Annotated in this window: 21 protein-coding genes; 7 read left to right on the top strand and 14 right to left on the bottom strand. The window is 64.3% G+C overall.

What is annotated here, in order from left to right; translation table 11 throughout:
- Positions 1-2 precede the first annotated feature (2 nt).
- Positions 3-152: a hypothetical protein gene (locus G4G27_RS21660; protein ID WP_183110546.1), complete on the bottom strand. Its 150-nt coding sequence runs from the start codon at positions 150-152 to the stop codon at positions 3-5.
- A 160-nt stretch (positions 153-312) separates the two neighbouring features.
- On the opposite strand from G4G27_RS21660, the gene G4G27_RS21655 reads away from it, so the two are divergent.
- From G4G27_RS21655 to G4G27_RS21640, 4 genes are read left to right on the top strand one after another with little or no spacing between them, the layout of a single operon-like run.
- Entirely contained in the window at positions 313-948 is a 636-nt protein-coding gene (locus tag G4G27_RS21655; protein WP_183110545.1) for a PepSY-associated TM helix domain-containing protein, read from the top strand.
- A 10-nt stretch (positions 949-958) separates the two neighbouring features.
- Complete coding sequence (locus tag G4G27_RS21650; protein WP_183110544.1) at positions 959-1,477, top strand: DUF2271 domain-containing protein; 519 nt, start codon at positions 959-961, stop codon at positions 1,475-1,477.
- Between the two features lie 23 nt (positions 1,478-1,500).
- Positions 1,501-2,316, top strand: coding sequence for a DUF4198 domain-containing protein (locus G4G27_RS21645; RefSeq protein WP_183110543.1), 816 nt, complete (start codon positions 1,501-1,503; stop codon positions 2,314-2,316).
- A 56-nt stretch (positions 2,317-2,372) separates the two neighbouring features.
- Entirely contained in the window at positions 2,373-3,329 is a 957-nt protein-coding gene (locus tag G4G27_RS21640) for an FAD:protein FMN transferase (RefSeq protein WP_244624455.1), read from the top strand.
- Between the two features lie 470 nt (positions 3,330-3,799).
- On the opposite strand, the gene G4G27_RS21635 is transcribed toward G4G27_RS21640, so the two are convergent.
- Positions 3,800-4,342 (bottom strand): TetR/AcrR family transcriptional regulator, encoded by a 543-nt coding sequence (locus G4G27_RS21635; protein ID WP_183110542.1) that lies wholly within the window; start codon positions 4,340-4,342, stop codon positions 3,800-3,802.
- Positions 4,343-4,584: 242 nt separating this feature from the next.
- On the opposite strand from G4G27_RS21635, the gene G4G27_RS21630 reads away from it, so the two are divergent.
- A complete protein-coding gene (locus tag G4G27_RS21630) occupies positions 4,585-4,944 on the top strand; it encodes a VOC family protein (protein ID WP_183110541.1) in 360 nt (119 codons plus the stop codon).
- 10 nt (positions 4,945-4,954) lie between these two features.
- Here G4G27_RS21630 and G4G27_RS21625 read toward each other — a convergent pair whose 3' ends face one another.
- From G4G27_RS21625 to G4G27_RS21570, 12 genes are all read right to left on the bottom strand, one after another.
- Complete coding sequence (locus G4G27_RS21625; RefSeq protein ID WP_183110540.1) at positions 4,955-6,487, bottom strand: PH domain-containing protein; 1,533 nt, start codon at positions 6,485-6,487, stop codon at positions 4,955-4,957.
- Positions 6,484-6,960 (bottom strand): PH domain-containing protein, encoded by a 477-nt coding sequence (locus tag G4G27_RS21620; RefSeq protein ID WP_183110539.1) that lies wholly within the window; start codon positions 6,958-6,960, stop codon positions 6,484-6,486. The genes G4G27_RS21625 and G4G27_RS21620 overlap by 4 nt, the downstream gene beginning before the upstream one ends.
- Before the next feature lie 112 nt (positions 6,961-7,072).
- Positions 7,073-7,642 (bottom strand): DUF922 domain-containing protein, encoded by a 570-nt coding sequence (locus G4G27_RS21615; RefSeq protein WP_183110538.1) that lies wholly within the window; start codon positions 7,640-7,642, stop codon positions 7,073-7,075.
- 7 nt (positions 7,643-7,649) lie between these two features.
- Positions 7,650-8,333, bottom strand: a complete 684-nt coding sequence (locus tag G4G27_RS21610) for a Fe2+-dependent dioxygenase (protein WP_183110537.1) — start codon at positions 8,331-8,333, stop codon at positions 7,650-7,652.
- Complete coding sequence (locus G4G27_RS21605; RefSeq protein ID WP_183110536.1) at positions 8,330-9,076, bottom strand: tetratricopeptide repeat protein; 747 nt, start codon at positions 9,074-9,076, stop codon at positions 8,330-8,332. The genes G4G27_RS21610 and G4G27_RS21605 overlap by 4 nt, the downstream gene beginning before the upstream one ends.
- An 8-nt stretch (positions 9,077-9,084) precedes the next feature.
- The gene (locus G4G27_RS21600) at positions 9,085-11,601 is read right to left on the bottom strand and encodes a TonB-dependent receptor (protein WP_183110535.1); all 2,517 of its coding nucleotides are present in this window, start codon (positions 11,599-11,601) and stop codon (positions 9,085-9,087) included.
- Positions 11,602-11,659: 58 nt separating this feature from the next.
- Complete coding sequence (locus G4G27_RS21595) at positions 11,660-11,917, bottom strand: ribbon-helix-helix domain-containing protein (RefSeq protein ID WP_183110534.1); 258 nt, start codon at positions 11,915-11,917, stop codon at positions 11,660-11,662.
- Positions 11,918-12,090: 173 nt separating this feature from the next.
- Complete coding sequence (gene cobT / locus G4G27_RS21590) at positions 12,091-13,920, bottom strand: cobaltochelatase subunit CobT (protein WP_183110533.1); 1,830 nt, start codon at positions 13,918-13,920, stop codon at positions 12,091-12,093.
- Complete coding sequence (locus G4G27_RS21585) at positions 13,917-14,732, bottom strand: hypothetical protein (RefSeq protein WP_183110532.1); 816 nt, start codon at positions 14,730-14,732, stop codon at positions 13,917-13,919. Before G4G27_RS21585 ends, cobT begins: the two co-directional genes overlap by 4 nt.
- A gap of 45 nt (positions 14,733-14,777) precedes the next feature.
- Entirely contained in the window at positions 14,778-15,782 is a 1,005-nt protein-coding gene (gene cobS, locus G4G27_RS21580) for a cobaltochelatase subunit CobS (protein WP_183110531.1), read from the bottom strand.
- A gap of 77 nt (positions 15,783-15,859) precedes the next feature.
- A complete protein-coding gene (locus G4G27_RS21575) occupies positions 15,860-16,159 on the bottom strand; it encodes a hypothetical protein (protein WP_183110530.1) in 300 nt (99 codons plus the stop codon).
- 5 nt (positions 16,160-16,164) lie between these two features.
- Positions 16,165-16,872: a winged helix-turn-helix transcriptional regulator gene (locus G4G27_RS21570; protein ID WP_183110529.1), complete on the bottom strand. Its 708-nt coding sequence runs from the start codon at positions 16,870-16,872 to the stop codon at positions 16,165-16,167.
- 85 nt (positions 16,873-16,957) lie between these two features.
- Between G4G27_RS21570 and G4G27_RS21565 the strand changes: the two genes are divergently transcribed.
- Together G4G27_RS21565 and G4G27_RS21560 are read left to right on the top strand one after the other, a co-directional pair.
- Positions 16,958-17,398, top strand: coding sequence for a VOC family protein (locus G4G27_RS21565; RefSeq protein WP_183113953.1), 441 nt, complete (start codon positions 16,958-16,960; stop codon positions 17,396-17,398).
- Between the two features lie 159 nt (positions 17,399-17,557).
- Entirely contained in the window at positions 17,558-17,953 is a 396-nt protein-coding gene (locus G4G27_RS21560) for a DoxX family protein (RefSeq protein WP_183110528.1), read from the top strand.
- Positions 17,954-17,995: the final 42 nt, after the last annotated feature.

Genomic DNA, 17,995 nt, shown 5'->3' with positions numbered 1-17,995 from the left:
CACTATCGCAAGGCGAACCACAGGAGCGCGATGATCGCCCAGATCATCAGTCCGAGCGGGATTGCGATCAGGAATCCGTTTAACGGCGTGTCCCGGCGGAGCTCGGCGCCAGCGAGGCACGGCACGTCGATCGCGATTTTCGAATATTGCATCAACCATCCTTCACGGACTGTGTAGCGCGCGCCGTTGTCGGTGAAATTACGCAAAACTACGCGGTTACTTTGCCTATTCGCGACCCGGCATTTGCAATTGCGAATCGTTCGCGTTATCGCGACTCATTCTCAAGACACGAGTCGGGATGCGCCTCTACCAATGACCAGCCCGGCCGCGCGGCAGAAGCCACGGCGCAAGACCTTCTGGCTTAAACAGCTGCATACCTGGCACTGGATCAGTTCGGCCGTCAGCCTGATCGGGCTGTTGCTGTTCGCGATCACCGGTTTCACGCTCAACCATGCCGCCGATATCGAGGCCAAGCCGGTGGTGAGCGAACGCGCCGCCCAGCTTCCCGCGCCGTTGCTGCCACAGATCGCCCCGAACGACGCCCCCGATACCAAGAAGCCGCTGCCCGCCCCGGTCGCGCGCTGGGTCGAGCAGAATTTCGCGGTCGGTGCGGGTGGTGACGCGGAATGGTCGGCCGATGAAGTCTATCTGCCGCTGCCCCGCCCCGGAGGCGATGGATGGGTGACGATCACGCGGACAACCGGCGCGGTGACGTCGGAATTCACCGATCGCGGCTGGGTTTCCTATCTCAACGATCTCCACAAGAGCCGCAACTCAGGCACGGCGTGGAAATGGTTCATCGATGTGTTCGCCTTTGCCTGCCTGATCTTTGCCCTGACCGGGCTGATCCTGCTGCAACTTCACGCCGCCAAGCGCCCGATCACATGGCCGCTGGTCGCGCTCGGTTTCGCCATTCCGGCGCTCATCGCCGTCATCTTCATTCATTAGGGAGCAATCCATGCAGCTTCGCCACCACATCATCCTGACCGGTACCGCGGCCGGCCTGCTTGCCACCGGCCCGGTCGCGGCACAGTCGGTCGAACTCTCGATTACCGTGCCGCGTTTGTCGGTCGCCGAATATCACAAGCCTTATGTCGCGGTGTGGATCGAAGCGCCGGGGACGCCCGCCAGGACATTGTCGGTATGGTACGACGTTGCCAAGGCCAAGAATGAGGGCCGCAAATGGCTCAACGAAGTGCGCAGCTGGTGGCGCGCCTCGGGTCGTTCCGGCAAATATGTCAGCGACGGCACCTCTGGCGCGACGCGCGCGCCCGGCGTCCAGAAACTGAGCTTCAATGCCGCCAGGCTCGGCGCGCTCAAGCCGGGCCAGTACACGCTGGTGGTCGAGGCCGCGCGCGAAGTCGGCGGGCGCGAGACTGTTCGCCTGCCCTTCGCCTGGCCGCCCAAGCCCAGCCAGACCGCCAAGGGCACCGGCACGACCGAACTCGGCGCCGTGTCCGCCACCTTCAAGCGATAAGATTCAACAGGGGATTTTCGACCATGACATCGCTCCGCGCAAAACTGCTCGCCGCCGCCCTCGGCACCGCTGCGATCGCCGCACCGCTGCAAGCGCACCGCCTGTGGGTGCTGCCATCGACCACGATCGTCTCAGGCGATGACGACTGGATCACCTTCGATGCCGCCGCGTCGAACGATTTGTTCTTCCCCGACCATCAGCCGCTCCGCGTCGAACCGGCAGTGGTTCAGCCCGACGGCACGCCGGGCAAGGTCGAGCATGTCAATATCGGCCAGTATCGCGCGACCTTCGACCTGCACATGGTGCAGAAGGGCACCTATAAGCTGGTCGTGCAGAATGGCGGCGTGATGGGCAGCTTCAAGGTCGACGGCAAGGAACAGCGCCTGCCGCGCGGGACCAAGCCGGATCAGCTCGCGACCGCGATCCCGGCCGGCGCGACCGACGTCAAGCTGAGCGAGACGGCCAATCGGAACGAGGTGTTCGTCACTGCCGGCGCGCCCACCGAAACGGCATTGAAACCGACCGGTGTCGGGCTCGAGCTGATCCCGGTGACTCATCCCAACGACTTGGTCACGGGCGAACCGGCGACGTTCAAATTCACCGCTGACGGCAAGCCGGCCGCCAAGCTCGTCGTCACGGTGATCGCCGGCGGCAGCCGCTATCGCGGATCGGTCGATGAAAAGACCTTCACCACCGATGCGCAGGGTCAGGTCGCGATCAGCTGGCCGGTGGCGGGTATGTACTGGATCAACGCCACCACGACCGTGCCGAGCGTCGCCATTCCCAATGCGGAAAAGCGCATGAGCTACACCGCCGTGCTTGAGGTCCTTCACCCCTGAACATCTACGCGCCTCGATCGAACGCCGGCTTTGAGCCCCGGATCGCAATCCCGGACGTGTCGGTCGATGCGTTTCGGCGGCGCGATCCGCATGCCACGGTCGTCGCGCTGTCGGGCGAGACGATGGGCACGACCTGGTCGGCGCGGATCGTCTCGTCGCATCCGCCGGGCGAACTGAAGACGGCAATCGAAGACGCGTTGCGCGGCGTTATCGCCGAGATGAGCGATTGGGAGCCGGGCTCGCTGCTCTCGCGCATCAACACCGCACCGGTCGGCACATGGCAGAGCCTGCGCGCCGATCTCGCCTATGTTCTCGATGCCGGGCTGGCGATCGCCCGCACGAGCGGCGGCGCGTTCGATCCCGCCGCCGGCATGCTGGTCGATCTATGGGGCTTCGGCCCCGCTGGACGCCATGCCTCGCCACCCGCTGCAAGCGCGCTGGATCAGGCGGCGTCCGGCTGGCCGGCGATCGAGCGGCAGGGCAATCGCGTGCGTCGCACCGCCGGAGTCCGGATCGACCTGTCGGGCATCGCCAAGGGCTTTGGCGTCGATGTGCTGGTCCGCGCATTGCGCTCGATCGACGCGCGCGACTTCCTGGTCGAGATTGGCGGCGAACTGCGCGGTGAAGGCGTGAAGCCCGATGGCCAGCCCTGGTGGGTCGATCTCGAAGCCCCGCCGGGCGCGCGGCTCGCGCCGCTGCGCGTTGCATTGCATGACATCGCGGTCGCCACCTCGGGCGATTATCGCCGCTTCTTCGATGCCGAGGGCAGACGTTATGCCCATAGCATCGACCCGCGTACGCGCCGGCCCGTGGTCAATAATGTGGTATCGGCGAGTGTCGTCCATGCCGAATGCATGATGGCCGACGCCTGGGCGACCGCGCTGACCGTGCTCGGCCCGGAAGCGGGGATCGCGCTGGCGACGCGCGAAGGCCTTGCGGCGCGGATCGTGACGAACGGCGGTGGCGGCCACCAGGAATTCTTCTCACCGATGTTCGAAGCGATGCTCGACTAGAACGGATCGACGACCAGGACCGGCTCGACGGCGGCGCGGCGCGTTGTTTGATGGTCATGTGAAAGAGCGGGACGGCGATGAGTGAGGTGCCGTTGGGGCGGTGCTAGCAGTTGGACCGGCGGGATTGAATCAGTGGGATAACCCGTTCGAAGCCGCAGCACCTTTGGTGGAGAGCGACCGGCCGCCAATTTCCCGCAGCTGCGGGAAGTTCTGCGCGTAAAAGCTTTTTTGAGCGTTTCACGGGATCCACGGGAAAAACTGCGGGAAAATCGGTCCGGCGTAACGGGAATTTTATGCGCGCTTACGGGAATATCGGGAAAGTGCGGTGCGGAAGTCATGGTCTGTCCGGTTGCGAGTCAGCTGATTCAAAGGGTGGTCGGAAGGGCTTTACCGCGACACAGGGCGCCTCCGCCGGACAGCACATATGACATATGTCAGAGAGCGATCTGAATCGAGCCGCGCGCCGCCGGTCAGGTCACCGGCATGAGCGACGCCGATCGCGGTATCACGACCAAGAAATCGTTCATCAGGTGTTGCGCCAGCGTTGCGACCGGACAGGCGACCTCCCCCGCCAGCCACATGCGCAGCATCGCCAATTGCCCGGCCGCCGCCGCGGTCGCGATCAATGCGTGCGGCACGTGGGCCGATATACCCCCGTCCAATATACCCCCGTCCAAACGCTCGTCGATCATCGCGGCGAGCTTGCGCTGCAGCCTGGGCAAACGGCCGGGATCGAAGATCACCCGGCCCAGTGCGCGCTGTTGCCACATATGATCGAGCATCAAGCGCAGGCGCGCCATGTTGCCGCGGCCCGCAGCGGCGTCCGCCAACGGTTCGAAGATCGGATCGATGACCGCGACCAGCACGTCATCCTTGCTGCGGAAATGCTCGTAAAAGGTCGAACGGCCGATATCGGCTTCGGCAATCAACTGTGCGGTGCGGATCGTTTCGTAACGACGCGTGAAGAGCAGGCGGGTGAAGGCGCCGACGATTGCCGTCCGCGTCCGCCGCACCCGTCGGTCTCGCTCGCGATCCCCTTCGTCATCGGATCCCTGCTTCATCCGCCCAGGATACACGATTCGCGCGGCCGTTGAGTGACTATCGGCCGCGCCAAGCCGGAGTTTTTGGCGCAATCGTCCGGAAACGGAGTCCCGCCCGTCCTTGTCGGTCGCGATACGGTGACGCATGAAACAGGATGGCCAACGTCCTGAAGGCAGGGTTTGGATACGATTGGACGACTTGAGGAAGGGACAGAATGACCGAGACCCATCGGGCGACCGCCATCGTGCCGAGCGACGATCTGGATGCCAGCGAAGCCTTTTACCGCAAGCTCGGTTTTCAGGTGGAGAGCGACTATGGCGATTATCGCATCCTTGCCGACGGCAAGGGCTGGCATTTGCACCTGACCAGGTCAGCGGGATGGCCGGCCAGGGTCGAGGACAATCCCTTCGGTCTGTATCTGTATGTCGACGATGTCGATGCGGTCGCCGACCGGGTTCGCGACCTGATCATCGAGAAGGGCACGCCGCATCTCAAGCCATGGGGCACTTATGAATTCGCGGTGAGCGATCCCAGCGGCACGTTGGTTCGGATCGGGCGTGCCATGGGATCGTGAGGGTTGCCGCTCAACCGCTGCTCGCGTCGCGCTCCGGGGCAGGTTGAGACAAGCGCCGAATGTCCAGACGCGGGGTCAGGTCCGCAACCAGCGCGGCTGCGGCACGCTCTTTCAAGTCGTGAATATCGGGTCCTGTGAAGATGCCGGCACCGGCAGTGTCGATACGCACACTGGCCAGGCCGAGCCGGCGCTGGATCCAGCCGCGGCTCAGCGTGATCGACTGGATGCGCGCAATCGGCACCACCCAGGTCGTGCGCGTGACGACACCGCGCTGGACCTGGAGCAAATCACCGCTCAGCGCGTAACGGTGGTGCTTCCTGCGCAGCAGCGCGACGGCAAGCAACGGCAGGAGAAACGGCAAGGCGAACAGCGCTAGCGCTTTCCACAGCGTCGCCGCCAGAATCACCAGGGCGGGCAATGCGATGCTGCGCAGCACCGCGCGCCAGACGTGCCGGTGGGACACGGGCGTCATGTCGGCCGGGTCGATCCGGGGCAGCCGGAGTGCGTCCAGTAAGCGATCGACCTCATCGGCCCGGGCAAGCGGTGCGAGATCCTGGCGACCGGTCGCGCCTTCTCCGCCGAGCAATTGCCCACGCAACCGCTGCCAGCCCAGCCAGCGCCGGAGCGGCCCCGAATCGATCGCAGCGAGTTGAAGCCTGGGCAGCGCGATGACCGTTTCGCTACGCGTGAGCAGGCCGCGTAACCGGCGCAGGCGTCCGCCATCGTCGGACAAGGAGAAGCCATAATCGCGCAACGTGGTCCGGATCAGCCCCGCAATCACGCCGAGGACAAGGACCAGCATCGCGCCGGTCGCGATGGTCGCAGCCCAGGAGCCGGTCTGCGCCACGCCAATTCTGCCGGTGCGATCGGCGGCGGCGCGCCAGAAAGTTTCATCATCGACACCAAGCGCAGGGGCGAGAAACTGAACCACACCCAGTCCAACCGCGATCCACACGAGTGAAAAGTTGAACAGGCCGGAGAGCAGGACGCGCCCGGTCCCCATCGCGAACAGGACGGAAGACATCGGAGCCGGAACGAGGTCGGCCTGCTGCTCCGGCGCTTGCGACACGGCAACGCCCGCGCGCTGCCGATGCAGCACGGCGCGCAGCCGTTCGGCTTCGGCCATCGCGACGCTGTCTAGCTTGCCCTCATCCTGCCCCGACCCGCCGGTCTCCAGCGTCAATGTCGCCAGGCCGAACAGTCGTTGCAGCGGACGTTGTTCGATGCCGATATCCGCCATGCGCTCATAGGGGATGGTCCGGCGATTGCGGCTCAGCACGCCGCTTTCGATCACCACCGCATCGTCGGTCAACCGGTAGGTGAAACGTCGCCAGGCAGCCCAGCGCAGCGCGGCCGTACTCAAAAAGACGGCAGCGGCGGCCCCGAGTACCAGCAGAAGGTCCATCTTCGCCACCACCGCGAGCAGCGCCGGCAAGCCGAGAAGCGTCGATGGTGCGCCGCGCGCGATCGATACCAGCATGGTTGCCGGATGGAGCCGCTTCGGACCGCCATCAAGCTTGGCATCAAGTCCGGCCTCACTCACCATTGTTCGGCCTTGATATGAGCACGGATCTTGTCGCGCAGGCCCTCGGCGGTCTCGCGGGTCACCCCCGGCAGCGTGACGGTCGCATGCGCGGTGCCGGCCGTATGGAGAACGAGACGCGCAAGGCCGAGCGTCCGCTCCAGTGGTCCCTGCGCCACATCGATATGCTGGACCCGGGCGAGCGGCACGACGGTATGTACCATCGTCCAGACGCCATGCGCGACATGGAGCTCATCCTCCTCCAGCGCCCAACCCCACGCGGCCCAGCGCCGGCGCGGCGCAATCAACAGCGACCACAGCGCGACCAGGCCGAGGGCAAGCGCGAATGGCCAGCCGGGCAGGTCGAGTTCGCTGCGCGCGGCAAAGCCCGCCGCCAGGCCGCCCGCAGCGAGCGCGAGCGCCGGCACCAGCGCTCCGGCATGCATGACGATGCGTTGACCGGGTTCGAGTGGGTTCAGATGGACATCGCTCATTTCAGGCATGCTCTTGTTGCAGCGATATGCGAGGCCGTCGACCAACCTGACAGTTGAAATGGATTGCCCCCAATGCGCGGGGATACCGCCCCCGGGAGCGATCACCAATAGCTCAGGGAAAGACCGCGCCCTGCGTTTCGCCGTGACGCGTCTGGCGGTCATATTCGATATTATACTCGTCGATCCTGTCGATCGCCGCCTGGGCGGCTTTGCTGACCGTCTCGCAAGTCGCGCTCTTGATCGCGGCCAGCACTTCGCCGTGATGATCATAGGCGTGGCGGACATGCCCTGCCTCATGCGTTTCAAGCGCCGCGATATAACGGTCCCAGCGCGCGCGCAGTTCGGGCGAGAGCGAGTCGGGCGCAGCGAGCCGCGGCATCAGCACGGTTGCCGAGAAAGTAAGCGTGGCGGCGCTCAGGTCGCATTTTGTCTTGCCGTCGCTCTTCCAGGCCCATGCCAAGCGCCAGTTGCTCAGCGCATCGAACCTGTCGCCGTTCTTCGGATCCGCCGGCCTGGCTTTGTCGATCGACGTGCGCAGGGCAGTGGCGGTGCTGCCGGACACGTCATAATAAGTGAAGCTGATATTGGGGATACCGGCAAAGGCATCGGTCGACTGAGCGGTGACGGCCGATCCGGTCGACAGCACGATCAGCGCCATCGCGAAACCGGCAAGGCGCATCATCGCCCGCTCAGGCCTCGGCCCAGCGGCGCAGCAGATTGTGATAGACGCCGGTGAGCTGGATCACCGCCGCATTGCCCTGCCCTTGTGCGGCGGCGACCGATTGCACTGCCTGATCGAGGTCGAACAGGATGCGCCGGGCGCCATCGTCGCGCACCATCGACTGGATCCAGAAGAAGGACGCGGTGCGCGTGCCGCGCGTGACGGGCTCGACCTTGTGCAGGCTCGATGCGGGATAGAGCAGCATATGGCCGGCAGGCAGCTTGACCGATTGCGCGCCGAACTGGTCTTCGACCACCAGCTCACCGCCGTCATAATCCTCTGGCGGTTCGAGGAAGAGCGTCGCCGACAGGTCGCTGCGAATGCGGAAATCGCTGCCGCGCCGGATGCGGATCGCATTGTCGACATGCAAGCCGAATTCCTGACCGCCGGCATAGCGGTTGAACAAGGGCGGGAAGACCTTGAGCGGGAGAGCGGCCGCGACGAACAAAGGCGATGCGGCGAGCGCATCGAGCACGATATTGCCGGCGCGCTTCGCGGCCTCCGAGTCCTCGGGCAATTGCTGATTGCGCTTGGCCAGCGCGGATTGCGCGCCTGAGGTGGCATTGCCATCGATCCAGTCGGCGGCGTCGATCAACAGCCGCAATTCGGCGACGCGCTCGGCGCTCAACACATCGGGAATGGCGATCATCATTTTACGCCGCTCCGCAATGCCGCGACGCCGCGAGTGGCAAAGCCCGGTATGACGGAAGCGGCGAGCCATGCCGCCGCCTTGTCGATGAAGGCCGACGTCGCAGTCTCTCCGACCCGGCCGAGCCAGCCCAGCGCCTCGTCGATCCGGCCGGCCTCACCGAGCAGGCGCGCATGATTGAACTGACCGCGAAAATCGCCGCCTTCCGCCGCGCGGGCATAGCAATCGGCGGCGACGCTCATATCGCGTTCGACCACCCAGCCATCCTCATGGAAGCTGCCGACAAAGTTGATCGCCTTGGCATTGCCCATCGCCGCCGCCTTTTGCAGCCAGCCGAGCGCCGCCGCCTTGTCCTCCGCCACGCCATCGCCGAGCGCGAGCAGGGTGGCGTAATTATACATCGCCCAGTCGAGGCCCCGTTCGGCCGCGACACGGTAACATTCCGCCGCGCGGCGTTTGTCCGGCGCGGTGCCCCAGCCAAGATCGTAGCAGCGCCCAACCATGTTGAGCCCCATCACATGATGCTGGGCCGCCGCCTTGGTGAACCAGCCGAGCGCCGCGCGCGGGTCGGCAGCGACGCCCGCACCATCGAGCAGCATCTGGCCATAAACCGCCTGCGCTTCGGCCACGCCCGCCTCGGCTGCCTGACGCATAAAGACCGCGCGCTCCTCCGGCGGGGCGGAGAGGCGCGCGGCGATATCATCGGGCGTCAGCGTATTGAGCTCATCCAGCCCATTTATCGCCATATCGATCCCTAGAACTTCAAGCTCACCGTGCCGAACACCGTACGACCAGGCGCGATCGCCGCATAGTGCGAGGTATAGGTTTGTGAGAAATAGGTCTTGTTGGTCAGGTTCTGAGCATTGACGGCGATCTCGACATTGTCGGTCAGCTTGTACCGTGCCTGGGCATCGAAGCGCCAATAGCTCGGGACGCCGCGCGTCAGGACCTTGGTTGCCGAGGAGACGGTCACCACGCCGGTGGTCGTCTGCGTAGCAGCCCTATTGTCGGCATAGCCGCCGATCTGCCGGTCCATATAATATGCGCCGCCGCCGAACGAGAAGCGCTTGGTTGCCTGATAGTTGGTCGAGAGCGTGAAGCTGTTCTTCGCGGTCTGCGGCACTTGCTTGCCGGTGTTGACCGACGGGACATAGACGATTTTCGCCGCTGCCGGCCCATTGGCGGGCGCGGTCAGCGCAGCAAAGCCGGCATCGATGATCTTCGGATCGAGATAGGTATAGCCGCCGAAAATGGTCCAGCCGGGAAGTATGGTGCCGTTGGCGGTCAGTTCGACGCCGCGGATGCGGGTCTTGCCGAGGAAACCGACGGTAGTCGCATCGATCTGCACCCGGGCATTGTCGATGTCGGTCTGGAATACCGCCAGGCCAAGCGCCAGCTTGTCACCGAACAGGCTGCCTTTCGCACCGACCTCATAGGTCTTGGTCTTCTGGACTTTAAGTGCATCGAGTATCGCCAGGTTGACAGCAGAACTGGTCGTCGGCAGCGCATTGTCCTCACGGCCCTCGCCCAACAGGGTGTTCGGCGGTGTCGCCGCCGTCGCATAGCTGGCGTACAGGCTGGTTTCCTTGGTCGGCTTGAGCACCAGGCCAGCCTGCCAGTTGAACAATTTGTCTGTGCGCGACAGGCGAAGCGCGGAGGTGCCGGCAGTGAAGGGCAGCGTCACGGTGGATTTGAACCGGTCGTAGCGCGCGCCTAGATTCAGGATCAGCGCTGGGGTGATCGTGATTGAATCGAAGCCGTAGATCGCCTGAGTCTGTGCATCGTTCTGCGTTTCAGTATTGGGCGCGCCCCGTACAATCGGCGTTTGTACCGCCGATGTGTCGCTCGAATAATTGACCCATGGATCATAAGGGTTGGGATTGAACAGGCTGGTGCAATAGTAACGCGCGATCGTCGCGGTATTACAACGCGGGCTGACGGTTGAGCCATTCGCCGAGACGAGCGCCCCGCGCCGGGTCTTTTCCCAGGAGAATTCGGTGCCGACCGCGAAGCTGTGTTCCATGCCGCCGGTCTTGAACGTGCCGCTCAGATCGGTCTGATCGACGATACTCTCCGAATAGCCGTAGCGGGTGTTGCCGCGCCGCCAGACATAGCCGCCGGTCAGGATGTCACCGCGCAGGCCGCCCGGAGTGGCGGGCGCCGGGTTGATCGCGGCGGTGCCGAAAACATTGCCCTGGCTGTCATCGGGTAGCAGGAAATTATAGGATTGCTCGCTGTGGCTGTAGCGCGCGGTGTTGCGCAACGTGACATTGCCGAAATCATGTTCGACCCGCAGCATCGCCTGGTTGGTCGTGCTGTCACGGAAATCGCGATCGACCAGCCCATAGAAGTTGGAGCGAGCGACATAACCGGTCTGGCCACCCGCCGTGATGACGTTGCCGAGCGCGGGGGTGGTAAAGATATTGCCGGTGCCGGGCGCATTGGCGATGGTATACAGGAACGGCATGCCGCTGTCGGGCAGTTCATGGCTTTCCAGATAATAATAGCTGGCGGTCAGGCGGGTCGGCGTACCGAGACCGATCGTGATGCTGGGTGCAAAACCCCAACGCTTCGACCAGATCGCGTCGCGATCGACGACATTCTGATCGTGCCAAAGCCCCTGAATCCGCGCCGCGACGGTATCGCTGATCTGCACATTCAGATCGCCGGTGACGCGCTTGTAGTCGCCATTGCCGTAGCTGGCATTGACTGATCCGAAGTTGCCCGGCTGCGGCGTTTTGGAGAGGATGTTTATCGTCCCGCCGGCGCTGCCGCGGCCACCCAGCGTCGAATCCGAACCGCGCACGATCTGGATCGACTCGATCGCGAAAACCTCACGGGTCTGCGATGCGAGATCGCGCACGCCATCGACATAGAGGCTGCCCTGGCTGTCGAAGCCACGGATGAATGGCCGGTCGCCGATCGGATTGCCGCCCTCGGCCGCGCCAAAGGTGATGCCCGGTACCGTGCGCAATGCGTCTTGCAAATTGGCCGACCCTGTCTGTTCGATCACGCTCTTGTCGAGCAGGACTATCGACTTCGGCGTATCGATGATCGGCGCCACATCCTTTGGACTGGCGTCCTGCCGGATCCGCTCGCCTTCGACCAGAATATCGTCGTCGCGGCGTTGCGCGAGGGCCGCTTCGTCAGCGGGCGCGGCATCGGCGCCATCCTTGGCCATCGCCGGGGCGGTGACGAACGCACCGACACACGACAGAGCCAGAAAAGCAGGCACAGCGGCGCGACGTGAAACAGTGCCCGGACGGCGCATAACGGTAATCCCCTTAAAGTCAGGGGTCGGCTATTGCGAGTCACTCTCATTGTCAACGCTATTGAGAGCTATTCTCACTAGAAACATTGAAAAGCCAGCTTCGCAGCGCGCTTGCGAGATTGGGCGGGTCATCCGCCATGATGCGCAAGGCGTCGATCTCGGCGATCAGCGCATTGAGTGGGAGAGCGTGGCTGGCGGCCGCAGACTCAAGCGCAGCCCAGAAGACGGGTTCAAGGCTGATTGAAGTCTGGTGACCGGCGATGGTGACCGAGCGTTTTATGGGACCCTGAAAGCCGGTTGGGGGTGCGGTGATCACCTATATTGCTCCCTCGCGAAGCGAGGGAGGGGGACCATGAGCCGAAGGCGAATGGTGGAGGGGGCCGGGCCGCAAGCGCGACGCTTGTGGAGAGCGCCCCTCCACCACCCGCTGAAGAAGCGGGCGGTCCCCTCCCCGGTTCCGGGGAGGAATTTAGCGATGTCGATGCCCCCTCACTCGGTATCGAACAGCGCCGCGAGCTGTTCGATGATGGTGCCGCCGAGCTGTTCGGCATCCATGATCGTCACCGCGCGCTGGTAATAACGCGTCACGTCATGGCCGATGCCGATCGCGACCAGCTCGACCGGCGATTTGGTCTCGATCCAGGCGATCACCTGGCGCAGATGGCGTTCGAGATAGCTGCCCGAATTGACGCTGAGCGTCGAATCGTCGACCGGCGCGCCGTCCGAGATGACCATCATGATCTTGCGCTCCTCGGGCCGACCGATCAGCCGGCCATGCGCCCAGAGCAATGCCTCGCCGTCGATATTCTCCTTGAGCAATCCCTCGCGCATCATCAGCCCGAGCGATGCCTTGGCGCGGCGCCAGGGTTCATCGGCTTTCTTGTAGACGATGTGGCGGATATCGTTGAGCCGGCCCGGCTGCGGCGGCCGCCCGGCGGCAAGCCAGGTTTCGCGCGCCTGCCCGCCCTTCCAGGCGCGGGTGGTGAAGCCGAGAATCTCGGTCTTGACGCCGCAGCGCTCGAGCGTGCGCGCCAGGATGTCCGCGCTGATCGCGGCGATCGAGATCGGCCGCCCGCGCATCGAGCCGCTATTGTCGATCAGCAACGTGACCACCGTATCGCGGAAATCGGTCTCGCGCTCGATCTTGTAGCTCAGCGACTGCATCGGATTGACCACCACGCGGGCGAGCCGCGCCGCGTCGAGCAGCCCTTCTTCCTGGTCGAAGTCCCAAGAGCGATTCTGCTGCGCCATCAAGCGGCGCTGCAGCCGATTGGCGAGTTTGGTCACCGCGCCCTGCAGATGGACGAGCTGCTGATCGAGATACGACCGCAGCCGCGCCAGTTCGTCGGCGTCGCACAGCTCGGTCGCGGCGATCACCTCGTCATAGGCAGTGGTCCAGGCCTTGTAATCGAACTGCGCGCCGAAATCGTGCAGCGGCCGGTTGGGGCGGACCGGCAGCATACCCTCCTCGCCCTCGTCGCCGGGCTCGCCGTCCATATCGTCATATTGGTCGTCGCCCTGCTCGGTCGACTCGCCGTCCTGCGATTCGGCATCGCGGTCCTGGCCGCGCGCTTCGATCTCGCCCTGGCCTTCCTCGCCCTCGCTCTCGCCTTCGTCGCCTTCGTCGGACTGCTGATCCTCGGTGCCCTCGTCGTCGCTGCCGCCTTCCTCGCTGTCGTCGGGGATCATGTCGCCCTCGATCAGTTCGAGATCCTCGAGCAACCGCGTCGCCAGCGTCGCAAAGGCGCGCTGGTCGTCGATCGCCAGTGCCAGCGCATCGAGATCGTGGCCCGCCTTGTCCTCGATCCAGTCGCGGATCAGCGCCATGCCCATCGCGCTCGCGGCAGGCGCATGTGCGCCAGTCAGCCGTTCGCGCACCATCAGGCCGAGCGCGGTCGACAGCGGCACTTCTTCGCGATTGCGCGCGCGCGTGATCGGATCGGCGCGCAATTTCATGTCGAGAGCGGTCGCCAGATTGGCGGCGATCCCGGCATAACCGCGTGCGCCAAGCGCCTCGACCCGCGCGCCTTCAACAGCATCGAACACCGCGCGCGCCACCGCGTCGCCTGGCGCGGTCTTCGCGTGCAATGCTGCGTCGTGATGCCTGAGCCGGAGCGCGAAACCATCGGCGAAACCGCGCGCCTCCGCCACCTGATCGGCCGGCAGTGTGCGCGCCGGCATCGGCACCTTGATATGCTTGCCCGACTGAGTCGGCGCGTCAGCGGTGAAGGCGAGCTCGACCTCAGGCTCGTCGGCAAGCGCACGCGAGGTGCCGCCAAGCACGGCCTTGAACTGGTCGAGGGGCGTTTCAGTGGTCATTGGCTCAGCTCTGGCAGGACGATATGTCCGGGCGCAAGATCGCGGTTCATGATCACCGTCGCTTCGCCCGATTTCGCGTCATAGGCAAGCAGGGTGATCACTGCGCCGGCAATGATGTCGTGCGCGGGCAGCTTCACCGTCGACAGCGTGTGCCGCGCGCCGGGTAGCGCACGCATGCGGCCAAAGCCCGACGCCTCGAGATCGAACGACACGCTGCCTTTCTCGCCGCCGCTGCCGACATAACGCAGCCGGACCACGCTTTCCCCGCCGAGCGGCAGGCCTTCGATCAGGCCATATTCCGCCTTGGGAATGGCAAAGGGCAATTTGCTCTTGCCCTTGGCGCCGACCAGAAAGGCGTGGTCGAACCAGGAATCGCTATCGGCATCGATCAGGCAATAACGCGTGTCGAGCTTGGTCGGACGCAGCGCGCCGACCAGGCCGAATAGCATCTGTCCGGTCATCTGCTTGCCGATCGAGCCTTCCTTGCCTTCTTCGCAAAAGACCCGCTGCGGATCGCCGGGCAGCCCCGGCACGCTCGCCGCCGCGACGACCGAACCGCGTTCGAACGCGCGCTTCTCGCCCGATTGGTCGAGCGCGATCGGCGTGACGAGAATCGCCGAATCGGGCCGGCCGAGTACGCTCATCGCGACGATCGTGCCGGGCAGCACCTTCTGCTCGCCCGCTGGGGTCAGCGACGGCAACAGGCGCAGCGGCGGCGCGCCGATCTTGTAGTCGGCGGGCGCGGCGGCAAGCAGCAGCGGCACTGCAGCGAGCGTAACGATCGACCGCCAATGGCGCCTGTGGTCGGTCATCGCTTCGTTACTCCACCGGAGAGACCCGGGCATCATGCCCGGCCGTCAGCTCTTGCCGACGACGCTTTCCGGCAGGTCCTTGCCGAACACGCGCTGATAATATTCCGCGACCAGCGCGCGCTCGGTCTCGTCGCACTTGTTGAGGAACGACAGGCGGAAGGCGAAGCCGACATCGCCGAAAATCAGCGCATTCTGTGCCCAGGTGATCACGGTGCGCGGGCTCATCACGGTCGAGATGTCGCCGTTGATGAAGCCGCGCCGGGTCAGGTCGGCGACGCGAACCATGTCCTCGACCGCCTTCTTGCCCTCGGGCTTGTCATACTCGCCCGACTTGGCGAGCACGATCTGCGCCTCGACCGCGGCGGGCAGATAGTTGAGCGTGACGACGATGTTCCAGCGGTCCATCTGACCCTGGTTGATCTGTTGCGTGCCATGATAGAGCCCACTGGTGTCGCCGAGGCCAACCGTGTTGGCGGTCGAGAAAAGGCGGAACCAGGGGTTGGGGCGGATCACGCGGTTCTGGTCGAGCAGGGTCAGCTTGCCTTCGGTTTCCAGCACGCGCTGGATCACGAACATCACGTCGGGGCGGCCGGCATCATATTCGTCGAACACCAAAGCGGTCGGCGTCTGCAGCGCCCAGGGCAGCAGCCCTTCGCGGAATTCGGTGATCTGCTTGCCGTCCTTGAGCACGATCGCGTCGCGGCCGACCAGATCGATGCGGCTGATATGCGCATCGAGGTTGATGCGGATGCACGGCCATTTCAGGCGCGCCGCGACCTGTTCGATATGAGTCGATTTGCCGGTGCCGTGATAGCCCTGCACCATCACGCGGCGATTATGCGCGAAGCCCGCGCAGATCGCGAGCGTGGTGTCGGCGTCGAACACATAGGCCGGATCGAGATCGGGCACGCGCTCGTCCGCTTCGCTGAACGCCGGGACTTGCATGTCCGAATCGATGCCGAACGCGTCGCGGACGCTGAGCATCTTGTCGGGCGCCTCCATGATCGTCGTTTCGCGGCTGTCGGGCTGGGTATTTGGAATGTCGGTCATTATTGCCTCACGTCTGGCCTAACGCCTTAGGCCAAGGAAAGCGTCCGACTCAACAGTCCTGGAGCAACTTCTCCACCTTAAAGGCGATAGAGCCGCACCGGCGAGCCATCCGCGCGTGCAATCACGCGCTTTGCTTCCTGATCGAGCTGGACCGCCTTGATCCACCAGCCGGCCTTCTCGCCGCCCGGGAACAGCGAGTCGGGCAGGCGCGGCAAGACCTCGGCTTTCAGTTCCGGCACAGTCATTCCCGGCGGGCTTGTCGGCAAGCTGGCGAGCACCGCGTCGCGCATCGCGGCGAATTTACCGGCGTCGACATTATATGTCTTGCCCGGCCGAATGACGTTCTCGATCGCGATGCGGTTCGGCTTGGTTGCCATTGTCTTCACTCCTTGGGGGGCGGGGAATTTTTCGGCGGCAACGGGAACAGTGTCACGAACCGGTCGAGCAGCGTCCGATCGCCCTGTACCGTCAGCACGCCTCCTGCCTCCGCATCGGCGATCGGCAGGCCGCCATAGACGATCGCCGCCAGCATCATCGGCGTGGTCGACAGGATCAGATCGGCACCCGATGGGTCGATGCGCCGGATCGGGATGCCGTCCGGGCCGATTTCCGCCACGAATGTCTCCGTACCGAAGCGGAAGCCGATCGTCGCGGCCAGGCCGGCCGCACGATCAGGCGCATACATGGTGCGGAACGACATCATGATCGACGCCGCGCTGAGCGGCAGCGTGGGATCATGCGCGGGCGAGCGCACCGCCCAGCGGCCCAGTTCCTTGATCGCGACCTCGCTCTGATAACCCCATTCAGTCAGGCCATAGACCTGCACCGAGGCGGGCGGCGGCAGTTTTTGGCGTTCGACAATCCCCGCCTCCTCCATGCCCTCGAGCCGCTGGGTCAGCACATTGGCGCTGATTCCGGGCAGGCCGGCGCGCAATTCACCAAAGCGTCGCGGACCGAACATAAGCTCGCGCACGATCAACAGGGACCAGCGCTCGCCGACCAGTTCCATCGCCAAAGCCGTACCGCAAGCGTCGTCGTACCAACGCTTTTCCGCCGTTTTTGCCGAATCGGTTACTTTTTCTAACTTCATAGTTGCTTTTAATAACTGAAGCGGGCAATACCGTCAAACAGTGATTCGCAACTCAGCGTTTCCAAAAAGGAGAACCGCCATGAGCATGACCAACATGATCTTCGTGAACCTGCCCGTCAGCGACGTGGCCAAGGCGACCGCATTCTATGAATCGATCGGCGCGACGAAGAATCCGATGTTCAGCGACGAGACGGCGTCGTGCATCGTCTTTTCCGACCAGATCCACGCGATGCTGCTCAGCCATGAGAAGTTCGCCTCGTTCATCCCCGGACGCACTATCGCCGACGCGAAGAGCGCGGTCGGGATGCTGATCTGCATCGCTCAGGCGAGCAAGGAAGCGGTCAATGCGGTGGTCGACAAGGCCGGCGCAGCGGGCGGTTCTGCCGATGCGACTCCGTCTCAGGATTACGGCTTCATGTTCAGCCGCAGCTTCGCCGATCCTGACGGCCATATCTGGGAAGTGATGTGGATGGACCCCGCCGCCGCCGCCGCCGGCCCCGAGGCATTCGCCGACACCGCCGCCTGACCGCGCACCGCAAAGGACCCCCGCAAAGGATCATACCATGCGTAAGTTCGTCCCCTTCATATCCGGTGCCGGCGGCTTCGCCGTCACCGTGATCGCCATCCTCGTGCACAGCGCGATGACTGGCGCCCCCGTGATCGCCTGACCGGCAAAGGAACCCCGATGTCCTCCCCAACAAACAACAAGACTCTCTGGACCGGCCGCGTGCTGAGCGGGCTTGCGATCCTCGCGCTTGGCCTGGATGCGGCGTTCAAACTCGCCGCGCCACAGCTGATGATCGACAACAGTCCGCCTTTGGGTCTTGCGCCCGATCCCGGCCTGTACCGCACGATCGGGTCGATCCTGCTGGTCGGCGTCGTCCTTTACGCCTGGCCGCGCACCGCCTTTCTCGGCGCGCTGCTGATCACCGCGTTCCTCGGCGGCGCTGTCGCGGTGAACCTTCGCGCCGGCATGCCGTTGTTCAGCAACACACTGTTCGGCGTCTATCTCGGGCTGGTCGTCTGGGGCGGACTGTGGCTGCGCGACCCGCGCGTCCGGGCGCTGCTGCCGATCGCATAATGACTTCGAAAAACACATAAAAAACATAAAACCAAGGAGCAG

Source organism: Sphingomonas sp. So64.6b, from assembly GCF_014171475.1.
Classification (GTDB): Bacteria; Pseudomonadota; Alphaproteobacteria; order Sphingomonadales; family Sphingomonadaceae; genus Sphingomonas; species Sphingomonas alpina_A.
The sequence above is the reverse complement of the archived record's forward strand: the minus strand, read 5'-3'. Positions and strand labels throughout refer to the sequence as shown.